The following is a 17653-nucleotide window of genomic DNA, read 5'->3' on the forward strand; positions in this document are numbered from 1 at the left end:
AAATTTCTCTCTAAAATTTTTACCATTAAATTACCCAAAAGCTGCAATAAACAGCACTTTTGTTTCTGTTTTATAGTATTTTCAAAAGCGAATGATAAAGGTATAATATATTCTATACTGAGAATATGCACGAGCTCCAAGAGGAGAAAAAATATATGCTGATGTTCCAGGAAAAAAGCGGGAAAGAGTGAGTATAATAGGTGGATGGATTGAAAAGAAGTTTATTGCACCAATGACCTTCACAGGAGGGTGTAATAATGTATGGTTAGAGCGAACCACAATTGCAGCGTAATACAACCATAGTTATGGATAATGCTATATTCCATAAAACTCCCAAAACAAAGTCATTAATAGAGTCTTTTGGCTGTCATTTGCTTTATCTTCCAACATATTCACCTGATCTAAATCCGATAGAGCATTGTTGGCACACCATCAAAAGTCGCCTCAGACCTCTAATGCATCAATGTACAGACTTACACCTTTTAGTTGGTAATACCATTTTAGACGTTTATCATTCGTTTTAGAAAATACTATAACTGCTAACATTGTTTGCTTTTATGCCTTGCCTCAGGCAACATATCTTTGCTTAGAAAGAAAGCAATAGCTCTTGCATCATGCTTGTCTGTTTTGTGTATAGAGCGGCGCACAACTTCAAACTGTCCGGGAGCGACTATTACCACACGCTTAACGTAAGGTGAAACTGCATCATAAAAGAAACAGCTATTGCCTGTTGCTTCTATAGCCACTTTATCTGTTTCTTGAAGATTTTCGATAAAATTATCCAAGTCTTTTAAGCAAAACGTTTGAATATACTCTGGCTTCCCTTCTTGCAGATAACAAGCAGTAAAGCTATTAGTATAACTCCAATGTGACGCATTTTTTCCTCCAATTGCATATTTCAATATATCAGAGTACCGGTTGTTCCAAACTCCTATACGAGGTCATCACATTTTGTGAGCCTCGCCGGTGGCAGGGGTGGTTAATCTGGGTCACGAGGTCTTCTTCCTACACTCCATGTAAGAGCAGAAAGTGCCTCAAAAGAAGTACCAACCTGCCACCTATCCACTCTGAAAAGTTATTATCTTCTCTTGCTTTCAACCAAGCAATACTTATTCATATCATCTGGGTAAGGTCACATTCATATAATAAAAGGCCAAGGACGTAAGTATTTCTTTCCTTTTGCAGAAGAATATTGTCACTTATTTACTTAACAATTCAAAAAACTTGAAAGAATAAAGATAGCTATTGAAATTATCTTGATTTACATCAGTTATCCAAGTTTGACATTGAATACTTAACACTTCCTCTATTAACGCCTTTCTGTAATGTTTATCCAGATGAGACATTATATCATCAAGTAGAAGAAGTGGTGCCTTATTGTAATGAATACACCTTGCTTTTACACTGGATAAAATAATAGAAAGCAGTAATAACTTTTGTTCTCCAGTGGAGCACAGATTTATTGGTACGTTTCTTTTTTGACAAAAAACCCGAAAATTATCGTTATGCACACCAAGGGTTACTCTACCAGTCAATGAATCTTTTTCTCTGTTTTCCTTTAGACGATTCTGAAAATATTCTACAGTATCGTCCAAAGTTAGCTGGCTGCTGAATTTCAAACTTGCCTTCGGAAAAAGCTTACTGGAATGGTTATCAATTGTATCTTGTAATATTTTTAAAACAGACGATCGCATATGTAAAATACTAACTGCATTAACGGCCATTATGTTTTCAAGACTAGAGAACCAGTTTTTGTTCAAAATGTTCTCCCTCAATAGTTTACTTCGCTCATGTTTAGCTTTTCTATATTTCATGTAGCAGCAAGTGTAATTTTCTTCAAACAGTGAAACTATACGGTCTAAAAATTTTAATCTGTCACTTGGAGAATTAAGAAGAACATAGTCCATTTGTGGAATCAGCCATATTACATTGGATATCTTATACAGAGATGAATAACTTGATTGCGTTTTTCCATCAATTTGTATTAGTTTCTTATCAAAACTCTTTGCGATACCAATTGAATTAAAATCCGTTCCATTAAAAAAATCATAGTGCACTACCCAATCTTCATTACTGAATCTATTTTGTATCTCACTGGCTTTTGCTTTTTTCATTCCATTGCTTTTAGCAAGCAACGAGATTGCTTCAAGTATATTAGTTTTACCAATACCATTTTCGCCAGTTATTACAACTGAGCTATCATCTGAATCCAGTTCAAAGTTTGAGTGGCTACGAAAATTATGTAATTTCAGCTTTTTTATGTAGCAATGGGTAGCCATTAACCTATTCTTTAGTTTACATTCTCCTTACTTCTTCCAGAACCTCATCAACATGCCCACTAACTTTTACATTTTTCCAGATCTTCACTACTTTACCTTTTTTATATATTAAAAAAGTAGTGCGCTCTATTCCCATATACTTTTTGCCAAACATACTTTTCTCTACCCAAACACCATATTTTTCCAACATTTCAGCATTCTCATCAGAAACTAAGGAAAATGGCAGAGAATATTTTGCTTTGAAGTTAGCGTGGCGCTTAACACTATCTTTTGATACACCAATTATCACTGTGTCAAGGGAAGAAAAATCATCTATTTTATCTCTAAAGCCTTTTGCCTCCATCCTACAACCCGGAGTATCGTCTTTAGGATAAAAATAAAGAACTACATTTTTTTTATCAAAAAATTCACTCAATGATAAATTTTCACCAGAATCTGTTGGTAAGCTAAAATCAGGTGCATTATTTCCTACTGCTAATTCCATACCTTGCTCCATTAATAACACTTTTATGGTATTATAGTAATATGGTGCATTATTTCCTACTGCTAATTCCATACCTCGCTCCATTAATACCACTTCTCTGGTATTATAGTAGTATGGTACATTATTTCCTACTGTTAATTCCATACTTTGCTCCATTGATAACACTTTTATCTATAGTAGTATATTGTAGTCAGAGTATCAAATTTTATATATAGCTAACAGATAAGATTCTTGATGGGGGCTTATTGATAAGTTTCTGCCTTGTATCTTGTAAAAAGCATCTAATGCTTTAAGCGTAAGCATTGTAAGTCATGCTCATTAGTTTCCTCATCTCTTATAGTATGGGTAGATATATAATTGGATTTCTTAGGAAACAAAATACAATTTGAAATCGCAATAAAGAAGACCTTCTTTAAATCAGTGTATCTGCCAGACTGTCTTGAGTAAACTTTACCAGCATATGCTTGTGCGCGTTTTTCAAAGCCCTTGTCGTGAGCGAGCTGCATTTCGACCACAAATCTGTTCCCAACAGAATCTTGACAGAGAACATCAACTATACTTTGTCTCTCAGAGGCAAATTCAGGATTCAGAGCAGTATTGATGAATTCTATTTCTTGTATAACGTTAACTTCAGTACACCCTAAAATATCGTTCAAAAAATGGATGAGAATCTTCTTGTTTTTTTCCGTATCAAAGATTTTTTTGAATGTTAAATCTAATTTTGGATCTAAAAATTTAGAAAAAGACATAGAAATCCACTTAAAAATTATTAATAGTATACACTATTTTCCGCGATTTTTCAACTTTCCTGTATTAACCTGATATGGTACTGTAACCTTTCCTGTTAATCCACTACGGTTTTCTATCGGAAAGCGTAACTTCTACTACAACTCAGCTATTTTAAGTCTGTATATTATTTTATCTATGTCTCGTCAACAATAAAAATTCTCCCATACACCAAAACTATATACCATAAAGATATGCTTTTAAGTCTAGTACAGGAGGCACATTAACTATTTATTTCTTTCCACATTCCTAGTCTTGTTACCACTGACTTTTGCTTCATCCATCTTAGTATCAGGATCCCCAAACTTTTCTTCACCCTGTTGTATGGCTTTTATAATCATGTTCTCATCTATATTATTTAACCTCATTGATTGCTCTCTTGGTGACAAAAGATTTTCATAAATTGGTTGCTTATGTTTTGTTAAACAGGCTAGTTGCTAGAATGCCTAACATTAATGTGTTATTTACTACAGTAGTGTTTATTTCCGGTACAGCCGTAACAGTATGATTGTTCTGCTCTCTAGAAGTAAGCAGGGCTGGAGAATTCGTAGATGATATTAAGCCTTTAACCCAATTAACAATACTATTACTTGTCCATCAGTTGCTTGATGCTAGATCACGGCGATCACGATGATGATTAGCTTGTGCCTGTTTTAAAAATTCTACTACAAGCGATAGATTAGCTATGTCTAGAGGGATATCACCTTCTTTATCTTTGGCCATTAAATCAGCCCCTTTCTCTACAAGATACTTTACTGCACTAAAACTACCTACACTGGCAGCTTCATGTAAAGGAGTACTACCATAGTCATTTTTAGCATTTAAGTTAGCTCCTCTGTTTATAAGATATTTCACTACATCTAATCTATCACTATGAGCAGCTTCGTGTAAAGGAGTATTACCTTTTTTATCTTTAGCCATTAGATCGGCCCCTTGTTCTACAAGGTATCTTACTTTACCTAAATTACCTGCGCTGGCAGCCTCATGTAAAGGGGTATCACCTTTTTTATCTTTAGCATCAACGTCAGCTCCTTGTTCTACAAGGTATTTAACTATATCTACCCCACCTGTTTCAGCAGCATAGTGTAAAGGAGTTTTACCGCCGTTGTTCCTAGCACAAAAATCAGCTCCTTGCTCTACAAGGTATTTAACCACATCTAACTCACCCCCCCCCCAGCAACATACCTGCCCCCTTTAGCAGCTATATGTAAAGGGGCACTACCATAATCACTTTTAATATTTATGTCAGCTCCTCTATCTATAAGATATTTTACTATATCTAAGCGGCCATTGAGATCAGCAGCATAGTGCAAAGGAGCGAAGCCTCTGTAATCGTCGTCCTTTAAATTCAAACCAGCCCCTTTCTCTACAAGGTACTTAACCACATCTAACTCACCCCCTCGAGCAGAATACCTACTCCCTTGAATAGCATAGCCCAGAAGAATACGACCATGCCAACCTTTAGCATTAACATCGGCCCCTTTCTCTACAAGGTATTTTACTATATCTAAATTACCTTGCTCAGCAGCTAGGTGCAAAGAAGTCTCACCATTTTCATTTTTAGCATTAATATCAGCGTCTCTTTCTACAAAATATTTCACTGCATTTAAATTGCCTTGCTCAGCAGCTAGGTGCAAAGAAGTCTCACCATTTTCATTTTTAGCATTAATATCAGCGTCTCTTTCTACAAAATATTTCACTGCATTTAAATTGCCTTGCCGAGCAGCTGCGTGTAAAGATATATTGCTATAATCCTCTGTAACCTGCTGCCTTTCTGTAGTCTGTGGTACTTCTGTTGTAACTTGCTGCCTTTCCGTTGTAACCTGTTGTCTCTCTGTAATTTGTTGTTCTTTTTCCTTAAGGTATTCAACCACATCTAAGTGACCTTTCTGAGCAGCCCTTTGCATAGGAGTCTTGCCATCACTATCAGTAGCTTTTGGGTAGCTCCCTTCTCTATAAGGTATTTTACTATATCTAAGTGACCTTTTGCAGCAGCTAAATGTAAAGGTGCTCGACCGAATTTATTTTCTTGAGCATCAACATCAGCCCCTTTCTCCAATAAAAACTTTGCTATATCTAAAAGACCTCTCCTAGCAGCTATATGCAAAGGTGTATTTCCATCTCTGTCTTTAGCATTAACATCAACCCCTTTCTCCATGAGGTACTTTACTATATCTAAATTGCTCTGTTTAGCAGCCAAGTGCAAAGGTGTCTTACCTCTTTCATTCTTAGCATTAATATCAGTCCCTTTTTCTACAAAGTATTTCACTGCATTTAAATTACCTTGCTCGGCAGCTAAGTGTAAAGATGTGTTACTATAATCCTCTGTGACCTGTGGTACTTCTGTAACTTGTAGTCCTCTACTTGCAAAATATTCGACTATATCTAAATGGCCGTTCTCATTAGCCCTTTGCAGAGGAGTTTTGCCGTCACCATCAATAGCTTTTGGATTAGCGCCCCTTGCCATAAGGTATTTTACTGTATCTAAGTGACCATTCTGAGCAGCCAAGTGAAGAGCAGTGCTATAACCCCATCCGCCTTGATAAACATCAACATCAGCCCCTTTTTCTACAAGGTATTTTATTATATCTAAATTACCTTGCTTAGCAGCCAAATGCAGAGGTGTGTAGCCTATTTCATCTTGAGCACCAATGTCAGCCCCTTTATCTAATAAAAACTTTGCTATATCTAAAAGACCTCTCCTAGCAGCTATATGCAAAGGTGTTTTACCATGATTATCTTTAGTATTTATATCAGCTCCTTTATTAATGTACTCTTTAACCTCATTAAGATTAGATCGTTTTACAGCATTAATTAGCTCTAAGTTAAGCTGTTCTAGAGACATCACTGTTTGGCTATTTTGAGTAGTAGCCCCTTGTGACGTTCTGTTGTAAATAAGTTGATCTTCATAACCATCAAAATAATCTGCAGCCTCGCCTACTATTTCCCGAGCTCTTTCCCTATTCTTCTTCGTATTCCACTTATTCCGTACACGCTGTTTACTTAAACCTTTCTTACCTTTTTTACTTCGCTTTGAACGACTAAGTTTAACTGTATCATCTATTAGCCCACTTACCCCTACATCACTAATTTTATCACTAAGACTTTTTTGCTTTAAAGTGCTAGACCGTAACAACTGAATGGTATTATCTCTTGTAGCTGTGCCACCAGTTGACTGTTGCTGACCTATACCCATTTCACCCTCCCTTAAGTGTAACTAAAAAATTACCCCCACTATAAAACTAAATGGTTGTAAACAATTTATGTAAATACTAAGTATAGCCTTGCTTATAACGCAGATATTTTTAGTGTCAACAATTTTTTTCCATGTTGATTAGAAAATTGATTTTATTGCAAGAAATCACGTAGTTTATTTGGCATTGAAAGAATTACATCAACCACAGTAGGCATGTAACGTACAGCAAGGAGAAAAATTACCTTGAAGGTTTATAGTTTATTGCTACTGTTTTTGCAATTTTATCATGAAGAAACTGCTTGCGCCTGTCAAATATTGCACATACAAAAATTAGTATTATGGCCATAAGGATTAAGTCTGATAAAGGGCCAAACCACCATTCAGAAGTATACTTAACAGAAAATCTTCTCATAATGAATATGGATGAGCGAATCACTTTAAACGAAACATACCTGATTATTGCTTGTGCTAGAGTGACATTTTCAATTGTATCTGCATCTTTTATACGAATACGGCACAGCAATTGCCCTGGAGTACCACCAAATCTTCTTACCATGAATATTTCTAAAATAATTGATGGCAAAAGAAATAAACATATAGGTAAACACATGATTAATAGTTTAGATTCAAAAGGGGAAAAAATCATTTTTGCAAGAAAAAAAACAAAGACTAAAAGAATCCCCTTAATAATAAAATGATCAATAATATATGCTATAGCGCGCCTAATTATTCCCGCATAGTTTAAATTTAAGTGACATTCTTCAGGTTTGTAATCTATTACTACTGTTTCTGCAATTTTGTCGTAGAAAAGTTGCTTGTGTTGATCAAATATTGCAGGTATTAGGATCAATATTGGTAAAATTAAAAACCACTCAGAAATATAGAGAGGTAAACAAAAGCGCCTTGAGAGTGCTTCTTATCACCACTTGCATTAAAGCAGCGTTTTTAAATGTGGTTGCATCTTTTATGTATATACCAAATAGTAATTTTCCTGGAGTCCAACCGAGTTTTGTTATCATTAATACTTCTAATGCTATATATACTAAATCTTCCAATAATATATCTAAGTCTTCTAATATTTCATATCGCTCTGATATAAGGTCTGTATCAGTGTCAGCATTAGTATCAATATCAGAAAAGACATGATTAAAAATGTCAGCAAGCGGTTCTCCTGATAATATGAATAAAATTAATAAATAGAATAATGAATAAAAGGCTAGAAATATTATTTGGTCAACTGCATATGCTGCAACGCGTTTAGTAATTCCCGCATAGTTATCCATTTTTGTATCCAACATGATTGCCTAACATATCAGACTAGCAATTAAATAATAGTAAATTTGTACTCCTTGTCTTCTTCTTGCTTTCAACCAAGCAACTGGGTAAGTTGATCTATTTCATTTATTGGCACAAGTTTAACTTTTGCGTGTGAACCATTCTGCTGACCTGTATAGATTAAATACCCCTTAGCTGTTTGAGAGAGTTCACAGAAATACTGTACATTTTTAAAAAAATCACTCTGAAGCGTGGAACCAACCTTAATTTCAATAGCATGAATGTTACCACCCCATTCTGCTAATAAATCTATTTCGTGTCCCGTTCGGTCACGCCAAAAGTATAGATTGGCAGGTAATCCCTGATTGAGGCGCTTCTTGAAAATCTCCAAAACAATCAAATTTTCAAACAGAGCTCCTTTAAGGTAGTGCGTTTCTAGTTGACTCTCCTTTTCAAGGCCAAGGAGCGTACAAGCAAGACCAGTGTCATAGAAGTATAACTTTGGCATCTTGATTAAACGCTTGTTGAAACTTTGGTGAAATGGTTGAAGAAAAAATATTAGGTAACTAGCTTCCAAAATATTCAGCCACTGTCGTACGGTTGTATGAGAAATGCCACAATCTTGAGCAAAAGATGATAAATTAAGAATCTGACCTATTCGACCTGCACACAATTTGAGGAAGGTTTGGAATCTACCAATGTTTTCAATACTTTTAAGCTGTCGAACGTCTCTCTCAATGTAGGTTTGGATATAACTAGGATAGAAATCCAGTGGGTGCATGTTAAGGCTATGTAACCCAGGGTATCCTCCCTTAAAAATAGCTGAATTAACGTTTATAGGCATACCAAGCTCAGATAAACTGAGAGGCAATAGTGTTGTCATGCCTATACGCCCTGAAAGAGATTGAGAAACATGATGACTGAGGGCAAAATTTTGAGACCCTGTTAGTACATATCGACCCTTTACAGGAAACTCATCAGCTATTTCTTGAAGATATGATAATAACTCAGGCACGTGCTGTACTTCATCAAAAATAGCGCCCTGCTGATAATTAGCTAGAAATGCCCTAGGATCATTTTGCGCTTGAAAACGAGTGTCAATATTTTCTAAAGATACGTACGGCAAATGCTTAAACAACGTTTTTGCAATAGTTGTTTTACCAGACTGTCTAGGTCCTGTAATGCCCAGAGCAGGATAAAGCTTAGAAAATCTTTCTAAAACTGGGGTTATAGAACGTAAATACATAAATTGAATTTTATAGTTTCAATATGCAAGAATACTATAAAAGGTTAAAGATGGCAACACTTACACGAACATTATGATTTGAAAACAGGGTTTTGCACAAGGCTTGCTGAACTTCCTACAAAAACATAGTTGATCTCTCTGGAATTAAGTAGTTTATCACTTAAACAACTAATTTTATATCTTCATCAACGTCCATCGACCCTGAGCCCTCCTTCCTGATCCATTCTCTACCTTAAACCGGAGGCTCCTCAAACTCTAAATCTTGTTTTCGTCGCCTCTTCCCCTAATTATATACTATATTATATATAAAATATAATATAGTATATAATTTATAGGGGGGTAGCCAAAAAAATGAGTTATTTTTGAGCTGAGCAAAGCCACCTAAGGTAGAGAATGGATCAGGAAGGAGGGCTGTATAATATATATAATCTTTATGATTTTCTGTATAATTTACTTATGTAACTTGATAAAAAAGGAGGGTAAAATTTATTGAAAAATATATTTATTGATTATCTTCAAAGCCTTTTCGTAAATGGTGTCTCTATGTCCTATTGCAACGATAGTTACTTCATATTTCACAGTGTTTACATGATATATAATACGGAACTCTTAGTCTTCTAAACCTTTTAAAGCTATAGTGTAAAGGCTCACCAAGATTCACTGGATCGACCGTAAGCCGTTCCTGTATTGCTTTATTTACTCTTGACTCTATTGTTACCGGTAAAGCTGAAAGATCTTTTTCAGTAACATTCTTTAAAAATTTAATTTTGTAATGCTTTATTTCCACTTGGCGTCTTTATGATCAACATCTCCACTTAACGTCTTTGTAATCAACCGTTTCTGCACTTTCAATATCATATTGATCAGCAACCACAGATAATAAAAAGTCGTCCATTTCAAGTTCAATTGCTTCTCCGAGTAGTTTCTCTGCTAATTCTTGAGCAGGCTGCTTAGTAAGTTCAGATAACTTAGTAAGATTCTGCAAAATTTCTTTACTGAGAGCTATGTTAGCGTTTGCCATATGTTTTACCAAAATCTACTACTGTAATAATTATACAACATTTTTCTAAACTTTTCAATAAAGAAAGGAAGTAGGGCTGTATAGAAATAAATTTTGTGTTTATAGAATATCTTCTATAATTTCTGTATGTAATAGTTTTTAGGTATGACTATGAATGAAGCTAACGGAAAAAAGATAGGTTTACATATTGCCGCTAGAGAAGGTTTACTAAATATAGTTAAATATTATATAGAAGAAATGGGATATGATGTTGATTCAAAAGATAGTCATGGTTGTACTTCCTTATTTTGCGCTGTTATAGAACGTGAGCCTGAGGTAGTAAGGCACTTGATAGAAAAGGGAGCGGATATAAATGACCTTACTCAGAAAAAGTGGAGAGAAAGTTAAGGCGTTTTTGTCATGAGAATGATGCATCAAATTGTGCAGGAATGCAATAATTAATAGTAGAATGACTACGTTGTTTGTTATAAAAGATTTCTATGTATTCAAATATGGCAGTTCTGGTTTGTTGAGCGAAAAGTATCAATAAGCAGCTCCCTTTTGATGGACAAAGAGAATTTAATATTTGCGATTGGAGCATCATTAGTAGGCCCTGCAATAGGGGGACTTACAGGTTTGGGATTAAGTGTCACAGCTTTTTCACCTTTAGCCATAGGTGGAATTGTTGGTTCTATAATTCCCACAGCGGCTATATTTTTTTTGCAGGATGTTTGCTGTGCAAATCTGATGGAATAGATTCTAAAAAAGGTTGTACAGTTTTCAGTATTGCAGCACCCATAAGCGCTGCAATTGGAGTTGGTCTTGCTGCAGCTGCAACTGCTATTTCTCCTGGTATAATGCTTGGAGCCGGATCTGCAGTTTTAGCAGGTGCAACAATAGGAGTAATAGCAATAATAGCACCAATCGCAGGGTTCCTTATAGCTGAAAAAGTGAACGATTATATTATCTCTCCTATAGTTGAGCACTTTTCTTCAAAAGGGAAGGAAGAAAGTTTAAGCTAATCAAGTAAGGTTTCTGTTATTCCAGTGTGTAACATTGGAATAACAAGATTTGACATTAACCGTTGATAATCGGAATATTAGTAGAGTAGAATTACTCAAAAAAGCATGCATAAATATGACGTAGTAGTAGTAGGTGGCGGTCATGCAGGGTGCGAAGCTGCTGCTGCGGCAGCTCGCCTTGGTGCAAACACGCTGCTTATAACTCATAAAATTTCAACTATAGGAGAAATGTCCTGCAATCCAGCAATTGGAGGAATTGCAAAGGGTGTTGTAGTCAGGGAAGTTGACGCTCTTGATGGAATAATGGGAAGAGCAATCGATCAAGCAAGCATACACTCAGTCATTTTAAATAGCAGCAGAGGTGCAGCAGTATGGGGACCACGTGCACAGGCAGACCGAAAATTATATAAGCAGGCAATACAGGAAATTATTCTAAATTATAACAATTTGACGGTAAAAGAAGAGTCAGTTGACAATTTTCTTATAGAAAGTAATGGCAATGGAGAACCGTGCATTAAAGCTGTAATGATAAGCTCAGGTGAACGTATATCAACAAGTAAAGTCGTTCTAACTACAGGGACTTTTCTGCGGGGTGTGATTCATATAGGAGAGCAAACAACTCCTTCAGGAAGAATGGGAGATAAGTCTGCAGTAGAACTTGCAAATACGTTGAAGAAGTATGATTTTAGATTAGGTAGACTGCGTACCGGAACTCCACCAAGGCTTGATCGTAATACTATAAACTGGTCAATATTGCAAGAACAAGTGGGTGATAAGCCACTTGTGCCGTTTTCTTATCTCACAGAAAAAATTAACCAACCTCAGGTATCATGCTTTATTACCCATACTAATGAAAATACGCATAAAATAATTAGAGAAAATCTTCATAGGTCAGCTTCTTCGTATTTGGATGACATTGTTGCACCAAGATACTGCCCATCCATTGAAGTTAAAGTTAATAAATTTGCAGAAAAAAGTAGTCACCAAATATTTTTAGAACCAGAAGGGCTGGATGATGATACTGTATACCCAAACGGAATTTCAAATTCATTGCCTGTTGAAGTGCAAAATGAAATGATAAAGAGTATCAAAGGACTTGAAAACGCAGAAATATTGAGGTCTGGATATGCAGTTGAGTATGACTATATTGATCCACGAGAACTAAGCCATACTCTTGAAACTAAGAAAATTAAAGGTCTATATTTTGCTGGCCAAATTAATGGCACCACTGGATATGAAGAAGCAGCAGGGCAAGGAATTATCGCCGGAATTAATGCAGCACTCTCTACATCTGAAAAAAAAGAAAGCTTTGTTCTTCACCGCACAGATTCATATATCGGTGTAATGATAGATGATTTGGTCACCAAAGGGGTGATAGAGCCTTACAGATTATTTACCTCACGTGCAGAATATAGGCTAGCTATCAGGTCAGACAATGCGGATAGAAGATTAACACAAAAAGGTTATGATATTTCCCTTGTTTCGCATGAGAGATACTCTGTTTTACAGAATAAACTTAAATCCATTAAGGAGCTTGAAGAGAAGTTAGGGAGTCTGACGATTACTCCTGAGCAGCTTAGGTCTTATGGTATTAAAATATCTTATGATGGGATAAGAAAAACGGCACTAGATTTACTCAGCTATCCAAACATCGACTGGAATAAATTACAAGAAATATGGCCGGAGTTAAGCAGCATCACGCGCTGCACAACGGATACTGGATCCTCTTCCGTCATCTCAGGACACTCTCATATCATCCCAGTGCGTGACACTGGGATCCAGGAAAAAAGCAGCGTTACGTGCTGGAATGACGCCGCAATGGGTAGCATAACTAAGAATGAAATATGCGAAGCAGTTGAAATTGAAGCAAAATACAAACCTTATCTAATAAGACAAGAAGCAGATATGAAGTTTTTACGAGAGGAAATTAACACTCAAATTCCAATTGATTTTAACTATTCACAAGTTAAAGGCCTGTCAAGTGAAGTAATAGAAAAGTTGGAGACGATAAAACCAGCGACGATTGGCATTGCAAAGCAAATACAAGGCATCACTCCCGCAGCGATAGTGAGCATATTAGTGTACCTTAGGAATAAGAAAACGAAAGTAGCTGCTAGTTTTGCGTGAGGTATATGTCAAAAATCGAAGAATTTCGTTCTTTTATGTGTGAAACAAATGTTGACGCATTTATGTTGCATACTAAAGATGAATATTTAAATGAGTATTCAGAGGAGCTAACAAAGCTGTGTGGCTTTACAGGAACAAATGGGCTACTTATCGTTACAAAAGACAACAAGTGCCCATTTTTTACGGATGGACGCTATATCACACAAGCTCGCAATCAGCTCGATCGGGGCAATTTTCAAGTATATAATATACAAGAAGAGGATCCACGCGAATGGGTAAAAGCAAACTTAACATTGACCACCTCACTAGGTTACTATTTGCAATATTTTACCATAGAAGATATAAGAAAGTATGAGAATATCTGTAAATTAATACCCTGTTTAGCTGGAAAAAAAAGTGACTATCGAAAACAAGCAGTGGTTTTACATTCTATTAAATATGCTGGTGAAAGTAGCAAGAATAAATGTGAAAAAGTCGCTAAAAGCATAGATAAAGAAGCTGAAGCAGTGCTTTTAACTGATCCAAATTCAATTTCATGGCTATTAAATTTAAGAAATGAAAATGCCAAATATACTCCATGTATATTGGGCCGTGCTATATTGTATAAAAGCGGTAATGTTGATTTGTTTATTCAAGATAAAGAACATTCAACTATAGAAGCAAATTTAGGCAATCATATAAATATTTTTGATATTAGTGAGCTAGAAAATTCGCTGCACAAGCTAAATTCAATAGTTATAGATCCAAACACAACTCCAATGAGTATCATGGCTGTAATAAAAGATAAACAGGTAGCTGAAAGAGAAGATCCTTGTCTAATTTATAAAGCAGTAAAAAACCAAACTGAAATAGCTGGGGCTATAAATGCGCATATCAGAGATGGAGTGGCAGTTACAAACTTTCTACATTGGCTTGAAAGTAATGTTGGTACAGAACTTGAAGCTGAAGAAAAGATTTTAGAATACAGAAAAGAACAGAATTTGTTTAAGCAACCAAGTTTTCCAACAATTTCCGCATTTAATGAAAATGGTGCAATAATTCACTATCGTGCAAGCAGTAAGACGAATAAGGTAATTCAGAAAAGAGGACTATATTTGATTGACTCTGGTGGCCAATACCTTAATGGCACAACTGATGTGACAAGAACTGTAGTGGTTGGTAATCCGACTAGTGAGCAAATAACCCACTATACAATAGTATTGAAAGCTCACATTGCTGTAGCAAGTGTCATCTTTCCTTCTGGAACTACTGGTGGAGAATTGGATATATTGGCACGTACGCATTTATGGAAATTTGGAATGGAGTATATGCATGGTACAGGGCATGGAGTAGGAAGTTACCTATCAGTACATGAAGGACCACAAGCAATATCAAAGGGCAATAAAGTGAAACTCACGCCAGGAATGATACTTTCCAACGAACCTGGTTATTACATTCCGGGAGAGTATGGAATAAGAATTGAAAATCTGATGTATGTCGACAGACAAGAAAATAGCTTTTTACATTTCAAACAACTGACCTTCATTCCATATGATAGAAGGCTAATAGATGTGCAAATGCTTACTAAAGATGAAATTGAATGGATAAATAGCTATCATCAATTTGTCTATGAAAACTTAGAAAATAGCGTAAAAGATAAGGAATGGTTAAAGAAGGTATGTGACCATTTGTAAGCAAAGGAGCATTTTTTATTGTTTAAAAAGTATTAATGCAATTGTGATAGGTATTTTATATTGTTTTTAATTTAAAAACGATATATAATAAAGAATACGTATTTTTAGGTAGACATATTATGATAGGCAAAGGACAAGAAGATGAATTTATGAAGCAGTATATGGATACTTGCAAAGAGCAAATAGAAAAATTAGCCAAGGATCCTGAATTGCTTAATCATACTTTAAAACCATTTATCCAAATGTCCCAGCAGCTTATGGCTGGCATGGTACCTGATTTGGGTAGTATGGATGTTAACAAGATGATTGCTCAGATGAAGGAAATGATTGACTACATAAGAGGTAACTATAAGGAACTAATGAAAGAGCATAGCTCGCAGATTCAAGAGCTTGATGAATCCAGTAAAAAGCTAAGAGGCTTAGTTAAAAAATTGATAGAAAAGATCGAAAGTAAATAAACAATATCTAACGCAAGTCTCTTCTTTCATTCTATGCACAGCTGCATAAGTGTCTAGTGACCTTACCCAGAAAAAGTAGAGAGAAAGTTAAGACGTTTTTGGAGTAAAATAAAACGTTTTTTCAAAATATGGCAAATAGAAGGGAATATACAGCAGGATTCAAATTAGAAGCTGTTAAGCTGGTTAAAGAAACAGAAGTACAAAAATAGCAAAAGATCTAGGCATAGATGGCAGTATGTTAAGTAAATGGGTAGGAAAATATGATGGAAAAATGTCAGAAGCATACGCATTTCCAGACAAAGGCTCCTTATGACAAAGAAAGATTTGATCTAAAAAAAGAACTAGCAAGAGTAATAAGAGAAAGAGACATTAAAAAAAAGCCCTGACCAAACAAAAAGAGTAAAGTATTCTTTTATATAGAAATTGCTATAAAATACAGGAACTATGTAGGGTTTTAGACATATCTGCTGGTGGTTATTATAAATGGGTTGCTAAGGGAAAAAGCAGTAAGGAATTAGCAAGAGATGGGCTTCTAGCAGATATTCAAAAAGGGCATCCAAATGCAGATCCCTAAAATTCACGCTGAATTAAAAGCTTTAGGCAAAAATTATAACATCAAAACAGTACAAAGTGTTATGCAGAAAAATGGTATTCGGGCTATATTGAGAAGAAAATTTAAAACTAAGAAGCAACAAACGGACAATAGAGTCGTAGCTCTCAATATATTAGACCAAAACTTTATTGTTGATCAACCAAATAAAATATGGGATTACTTATATAAAAACCAAAGAAGGATGGCTATATTTGGCAGGATCTATATTCACGCATGGTAGTTAATGAGCAGTTCAATAAATAAACAATTAGGTTGTTGACTCTTTATTGATGGCCGTTAATAAGCGCAAACCCGATAAAAATCTGCTGTTACATAGCGATCAAGGGTCACAGTATACCTCTCAAAATTACCAATTTCTATTGAATACAAAAAACATCATTTCCAGCATGAGCCATAAGGGATGTTGTTACGATAACTCTGTTGCAGAAAAGTTCACTCAAAAGGGAGCTGCTTATTGATACTTCTCGCTCAACAAACCAGAACTGCCATATTTGAATACATAGAAATCTTTTATAACAAACAACGTAGTCATTCTACTATTAATTATTGCATTCCTGCACAATTTGATGCATCATTCTCATGACAAAAACGTCTTAACTTTCTCTCCACTTTTTCTGGGTAAGGTCAGTCTGAAAGAACGAGAAAATTAATAGAAAGTGTTGGATGTAAAGTTTTATTTTTGCCGCCATACTCGCCTGATTTAAATCCAATTGAGAAGTTCTGGTTTGCCATCAAGCATGCCATAAAAAAAAGCGCTGCCAAGCTTTTGGCCCGATATCAATTCGGCTATTGATTTTGTTTTTCAGCACTCGGGAAAACCTTACTTAGGTTAGCTATATACAGCATATTTATAAGTATAATAAGATTATATTAAAATTTACTTACTTATTGATATGCTTAATTAGGTATAGAAAAAATGTCATATGAGATGGCTTTGTTAGCTGCTTTAGGTGGTGATAAATGGATAGTCAAGCAAAATTACGTTTGTAACTTTGCTTGACTTGTCCGTTTTTTTTATGTCTTTATTACAATCATAACCTCTAGCTCTGAATTACATCCCTTGCTGTATTAGATGGAGGTAGAGCAGAATTAAAATTACTGCTTGGTTGTGAATCTTTCTTATTGAATAACAATGCTAAAAGTTCTTCTGAAAGATCTGGGTACAATCCTAGCTGCTTAGGTTCATCGTATGGTGGTGCCGAAGGTTCTACCTTATAATTCATCTCACAATTGCCAGAAAGATCTATTAAATCGCCTACTTCTGTTTCTTCTTGTTCTAATTTCTTCACATCTTCAGTATTAGTTGCTTTATCTACATATTTTGGTCCTTCTATAAAGTCTTGCATTTCTTTTGCAAAACTATGCTCTAGATAACAACTTGCTAAGTAAGCTACACCTGCTATTATAAGCGTTAATGCCATAACAATGAAAGGTGAAACTGCTATATACCTAAAAACCGTTACTTCATGCATACTCATATGAGTGGGTGGGTTA

22 protein-coding genes and 5 pseudogenes are annotated in these 17653 nt (G+C 35.4%); 12 read left to right on the top strand and 15 right to left on the bottom strand.

Translation table 11 applies throughout. The features are described 5' to 3' along the window. The first annotated feature begins 305 nt into the window (after positions 1-305). Entirely contained in the window at positions 306-524 is a 219-nt protein-coding gene (locus AAGD91_RS01375; RefSeq protein ID WP_410541925.1) for a transposase, read from the top strand. 18 nt (positions 525-542) lie between these two features. On the opposite strand, the pseudogene AAGD91_RS01380 reads toward AAGD91_RS01375, so the two are convergent. The 13 genes and pseudogenes from AAGD91_RS01380 to AAGD91_RS01440 form a co-directional block, all read right to left on the bottom strand. Beyond that, a pseudogene (locus AAGD91_RS01380) lies at positions 543-890 on the bottom strand (IS110 family transposase); the annotation flags it as partial. A gap of 309 nt (positions 891-1199) precedes the next feature. After that, positions 1200-2279 (bottom strand): DNA replication/repair protein RecF, encoded by a 1080-nt coding sequence (recF, locus tag AAGD91_RS01385; RefSeq protein WP_341821228.1) that lies wholly within the window; start codon positions 2277-2279, stop codon positions 1200-1202. Between the two features lie 16 nt (positions 2280-2295). After that, positions 2296-2763: a thioredoxin-dependent thiol peroxidase gene (gene bcp / locus AAGD91_RS01390; protein WP_341821483.1), complete on the bottom strand. Its 468-nt coding sequence runs from the start codon at positions 2761-2763 to the stop codon at positions 2296-2298. Positions 2764-3065: 302 nt separating this feature from the next. Next, positions 3066-3512: pseudogene (locus AAGD91_RS01395) on the bottom strand (Rpn family recombination-promoting nuclease/putative transposase); the annotation flags it as partial. A gap of 264 nt (positions 3513-3776) precedes the next feature. Beyond that, positions 3777-3917: a hypothetical protein gene (locus AAGD91_RS01400; protein ID WP_341821229.1), complete on the bottom strand. Its 141-nt coding sequence runs from the start codon at positions 3915-3917 to the stop codon at positions 3777-3779. 229 nt (positions 3918-4146) lie between these two features. Beyond that, entirely contained in the window at positions 4147-4704 is a 558-nt protein-coding gene (locus AAGD91_RS01405) for an ankyrin repeat domain-containing protein (protein ID WP_341821230.1), read from the bottom strand. A gap of 2 nt (positions 4705-4706) precedes the next feature. After that, positions 4707-5456 (bottom strand): ankyrin repeat domain-containing protein, encoded by a 750-nt coding sequence (locus AAGD91_RS01410; protein ID WP_341821231.1) that lies wholly within the window; start codon positions 5454-5456, stop codon positions 4707-4709. Next, positions 5426-6745, bottom strand: a complete 1320-nt coding sequence (locus AAGD91_RS01415; protein ID WP_341821232.1) for an ankyrin repeat domain-containing protein — start codon at positions 6743-6745, stop codon at positions 5426-5428. Before AAGD91_RS01415 ends, AAGD91_RS01410 begins: the two co-directional genes overlap by 31 nt. 238 nt (positions 6746-6983) lie before the next feature. Then, positions 6984-7595, bottom strand: a complete 612-nt coding sequence (locus tag AAGD91_RS01420; protein WP_341821233.1) for an RDD family protein — start codon at positions 7593-7595, stop codon at positions 6984-6986. A 22-nt stretch (positions 7596-7617) separates the two neighbouring features. Further along, positions 7618-8043, bottom strand: a complete 426-nt coding sequence (locus AAGD91_RS01425) for an RDD family protein (protein WP_341821234.1) — start codon at positions 8041-8043, stop codon at positions 7618-7620. Positions 8044-8111: 68 nt separating this feature from the next. Beyond that, positions 8112-9266 (bottom strand): ATP-binding protein, encoded by a 1155-nt coding sequence (locus AAGD91_RS01430; protein WP_341821235.1) that lies wholly within the window; start codon positions 9264-9266, stop codon positions 8112-8114. Positions 9267-9834: 568 nt separating this feature from the next. Next, entirely contained in the window at positions 9835-10053 is a 219-nt protein-coding gene (locus AAGD91_RS01435) for a type II toxin-antitoxin system RelE/ParE family toxin (protein ID WP_341821236.1), read from the bottom strand. A gap of 15 nt (positions 10054-10068) precedes the next feature. Further along, on the bottom strand, positions 10069-10287 hold the full coding sequence (locus AAGD91_RS01440) for a hypothetical protein (RefSeq protein WP_341821237.1): 219 nt from the start codon (positions 10285-10287) through the stop codon (positions 10069-10071). A gap of 150 nt (positions 10288-10437) precedes the next feature. Between AAGD91_RS01440 and AAGD91_RS01445 the strand changes: the two genes are divergently transcribed. Further along, on the top strand, positions 10438-10674 hold the full coding sequence (locus AAGD91_RS01445) for an ankyrin repeat domain-containing protein (protein WP_341821238.1): 237 nt from the start codon (positions 10438-10440) through the stop codon (positions 10672-10674). A 10-nt stretch (positions 10675-10684) separates the two neighbouring features. Here the strand turns inward: AAGD91_RS01445 and AAGD91_RS06315 are convergent. Further along, positions 10685-10798, bottom strand: a pseudogene (locus AAGD91_RS06315) (IS3 family transposase); the annotation flags it as partial. Positions 10799-10830: 32 nt separating this feature from the next. On the opposite strand from AAGD91_RS06315, the gene AAGD91_RS01450 reads away from it, so the two are divergent. The 10 genes and pseudogenes from AAGD91_RS01450 to AAGD91_RS01485 form a co-directional block, all read left to right on the top strand. After that, positions 10831-11022: a hypothetical protein gene (locus tag AAGD91_RS01450; RefSeq protein WP_341821239.1), complete on the top strand. Its 192-nt coding sequence runs from the start codon at positions 10831-10833 to the stop codon at positions 11020-11022. Continuing rightward, complete coding sequence (locus tag AAGD91_RS01455) at positions 10998-11288, top strand: hypothetical protein (protein ID WP_341821240.1); 291 nt, start codon at positions 10998-11000, stop codon at positions 11286-11288. Before AAGD91_RS01450 ends, AAGD91_RS01455 begins: the two co-directional genes overlap by 25 nt. A 105-nt stretch (positions 11289-11393) precedes the next feature. After that, positions 11394-13415 (top strand): tRNA uridine-5-carboxymethylaminomethyl(34) synthesis enzyme MnmG, encoded by a 2022-nt coding sequence (mnmG, locus tag AAGD91_RS01460; RefSeq protein WP_341821241.1) that lies wholly within the window; start codon positions 11394-11396, stop codon positions 13413-13415. A gap of 5 nt (positions 13416-13420) precedes the next feature. Beyond that, on the top strand, positions 13421-15088 hold the full coding sequence (locus AAGD91_RS01465; protein WP_341821242.1) for an aminopeptidase P family protein: 1668 nt from the start codon (positions 13421-13423) through the stop codon (positions 15086-15088). Positions 15089-15207: 119 nt separating this feature from the next. Continuing rightward, positions 15208-15546, top strand: coding sequence for a hypothetical protein (locus tag AAGD91_RS01470; RefSeq protein ID WP_341821243.1), 339 nt, complete (start codon positions 15208-15210; stop codon positions 15544-15546). A gap of 260 nt (positions 15547-15806) precedes the next feature. After that, a complete protein-coding gene (locus AAGD91_RS01475) occupies positions 15807-15932 on the top strand; it encodes a hypothetical protein (protein WP_341821244.1) in 126 nt (41 codons plus the stop codon). A 174-nt stretch (positions 15933-16106) separates the two neighbouring features. Then, a complete protein-coding gene (locus AAGD91_RS01480; RefSeq protein ID WP_341821245.1) occupies positions 16107-16379 on the top strand; it encodes an IS3 family transposase in 273 nt (90 codons plus the stop codon). A gap of 43 nt (positions 16380-16422) precedes the next feature. After that, a pseudogene (locus AAGD91_RS06320) lies at positions 16423-16617 on the top strand (IS3 family transposase); the annotation flags it as partial. Next, complete coding sequence (locus tag AAGD91_RS06325; RefSeq protein ID WP_410541921.1) at positions 16614-16742, top strand: IS3 family transposase; 129 nt, start codon at positions 16614-16616, stop codon at positions 16740-16742. The pseudogene AAGD91_RS06320 and the gene AAGD91_RS06325, both read left to right, overlap by 4 nt. Positions 16743-16805: 63 nt before the next feature. Next, positions 16806-16952, top strand: a pseudogene (locus tag AAGD91_RS01485) (transposase); the annotation flags it as partial. 247 nt (positions 16953-17199) lie between these two features. Here AAGD91_RS01485 and AAGD91_RS01490 read toward each other — a convergent pair. After that, the gene (locus AAGD91_RS01490) at positions 17200-17580 is read right to left on the bottom strand and encodes a hypothetical protein (protein ID WP_341821246.1); all 381 of its coding nucleotides are present in this window, start codon (positions 17578-17580) and stop codon (positions 17200-17202) included. Positions 17581-17653 lie beyond the last annotated feature (73 nt).

The organism is Wolbachia endosymbiont (group A) of Myopa testacea, from assembly GCF_964027115.1.
GTDB lineage: Bacteria > Pseudomonadota > Alphaproteobacteria > Rickettsiales > Anaplasmataceae > Wolbachia.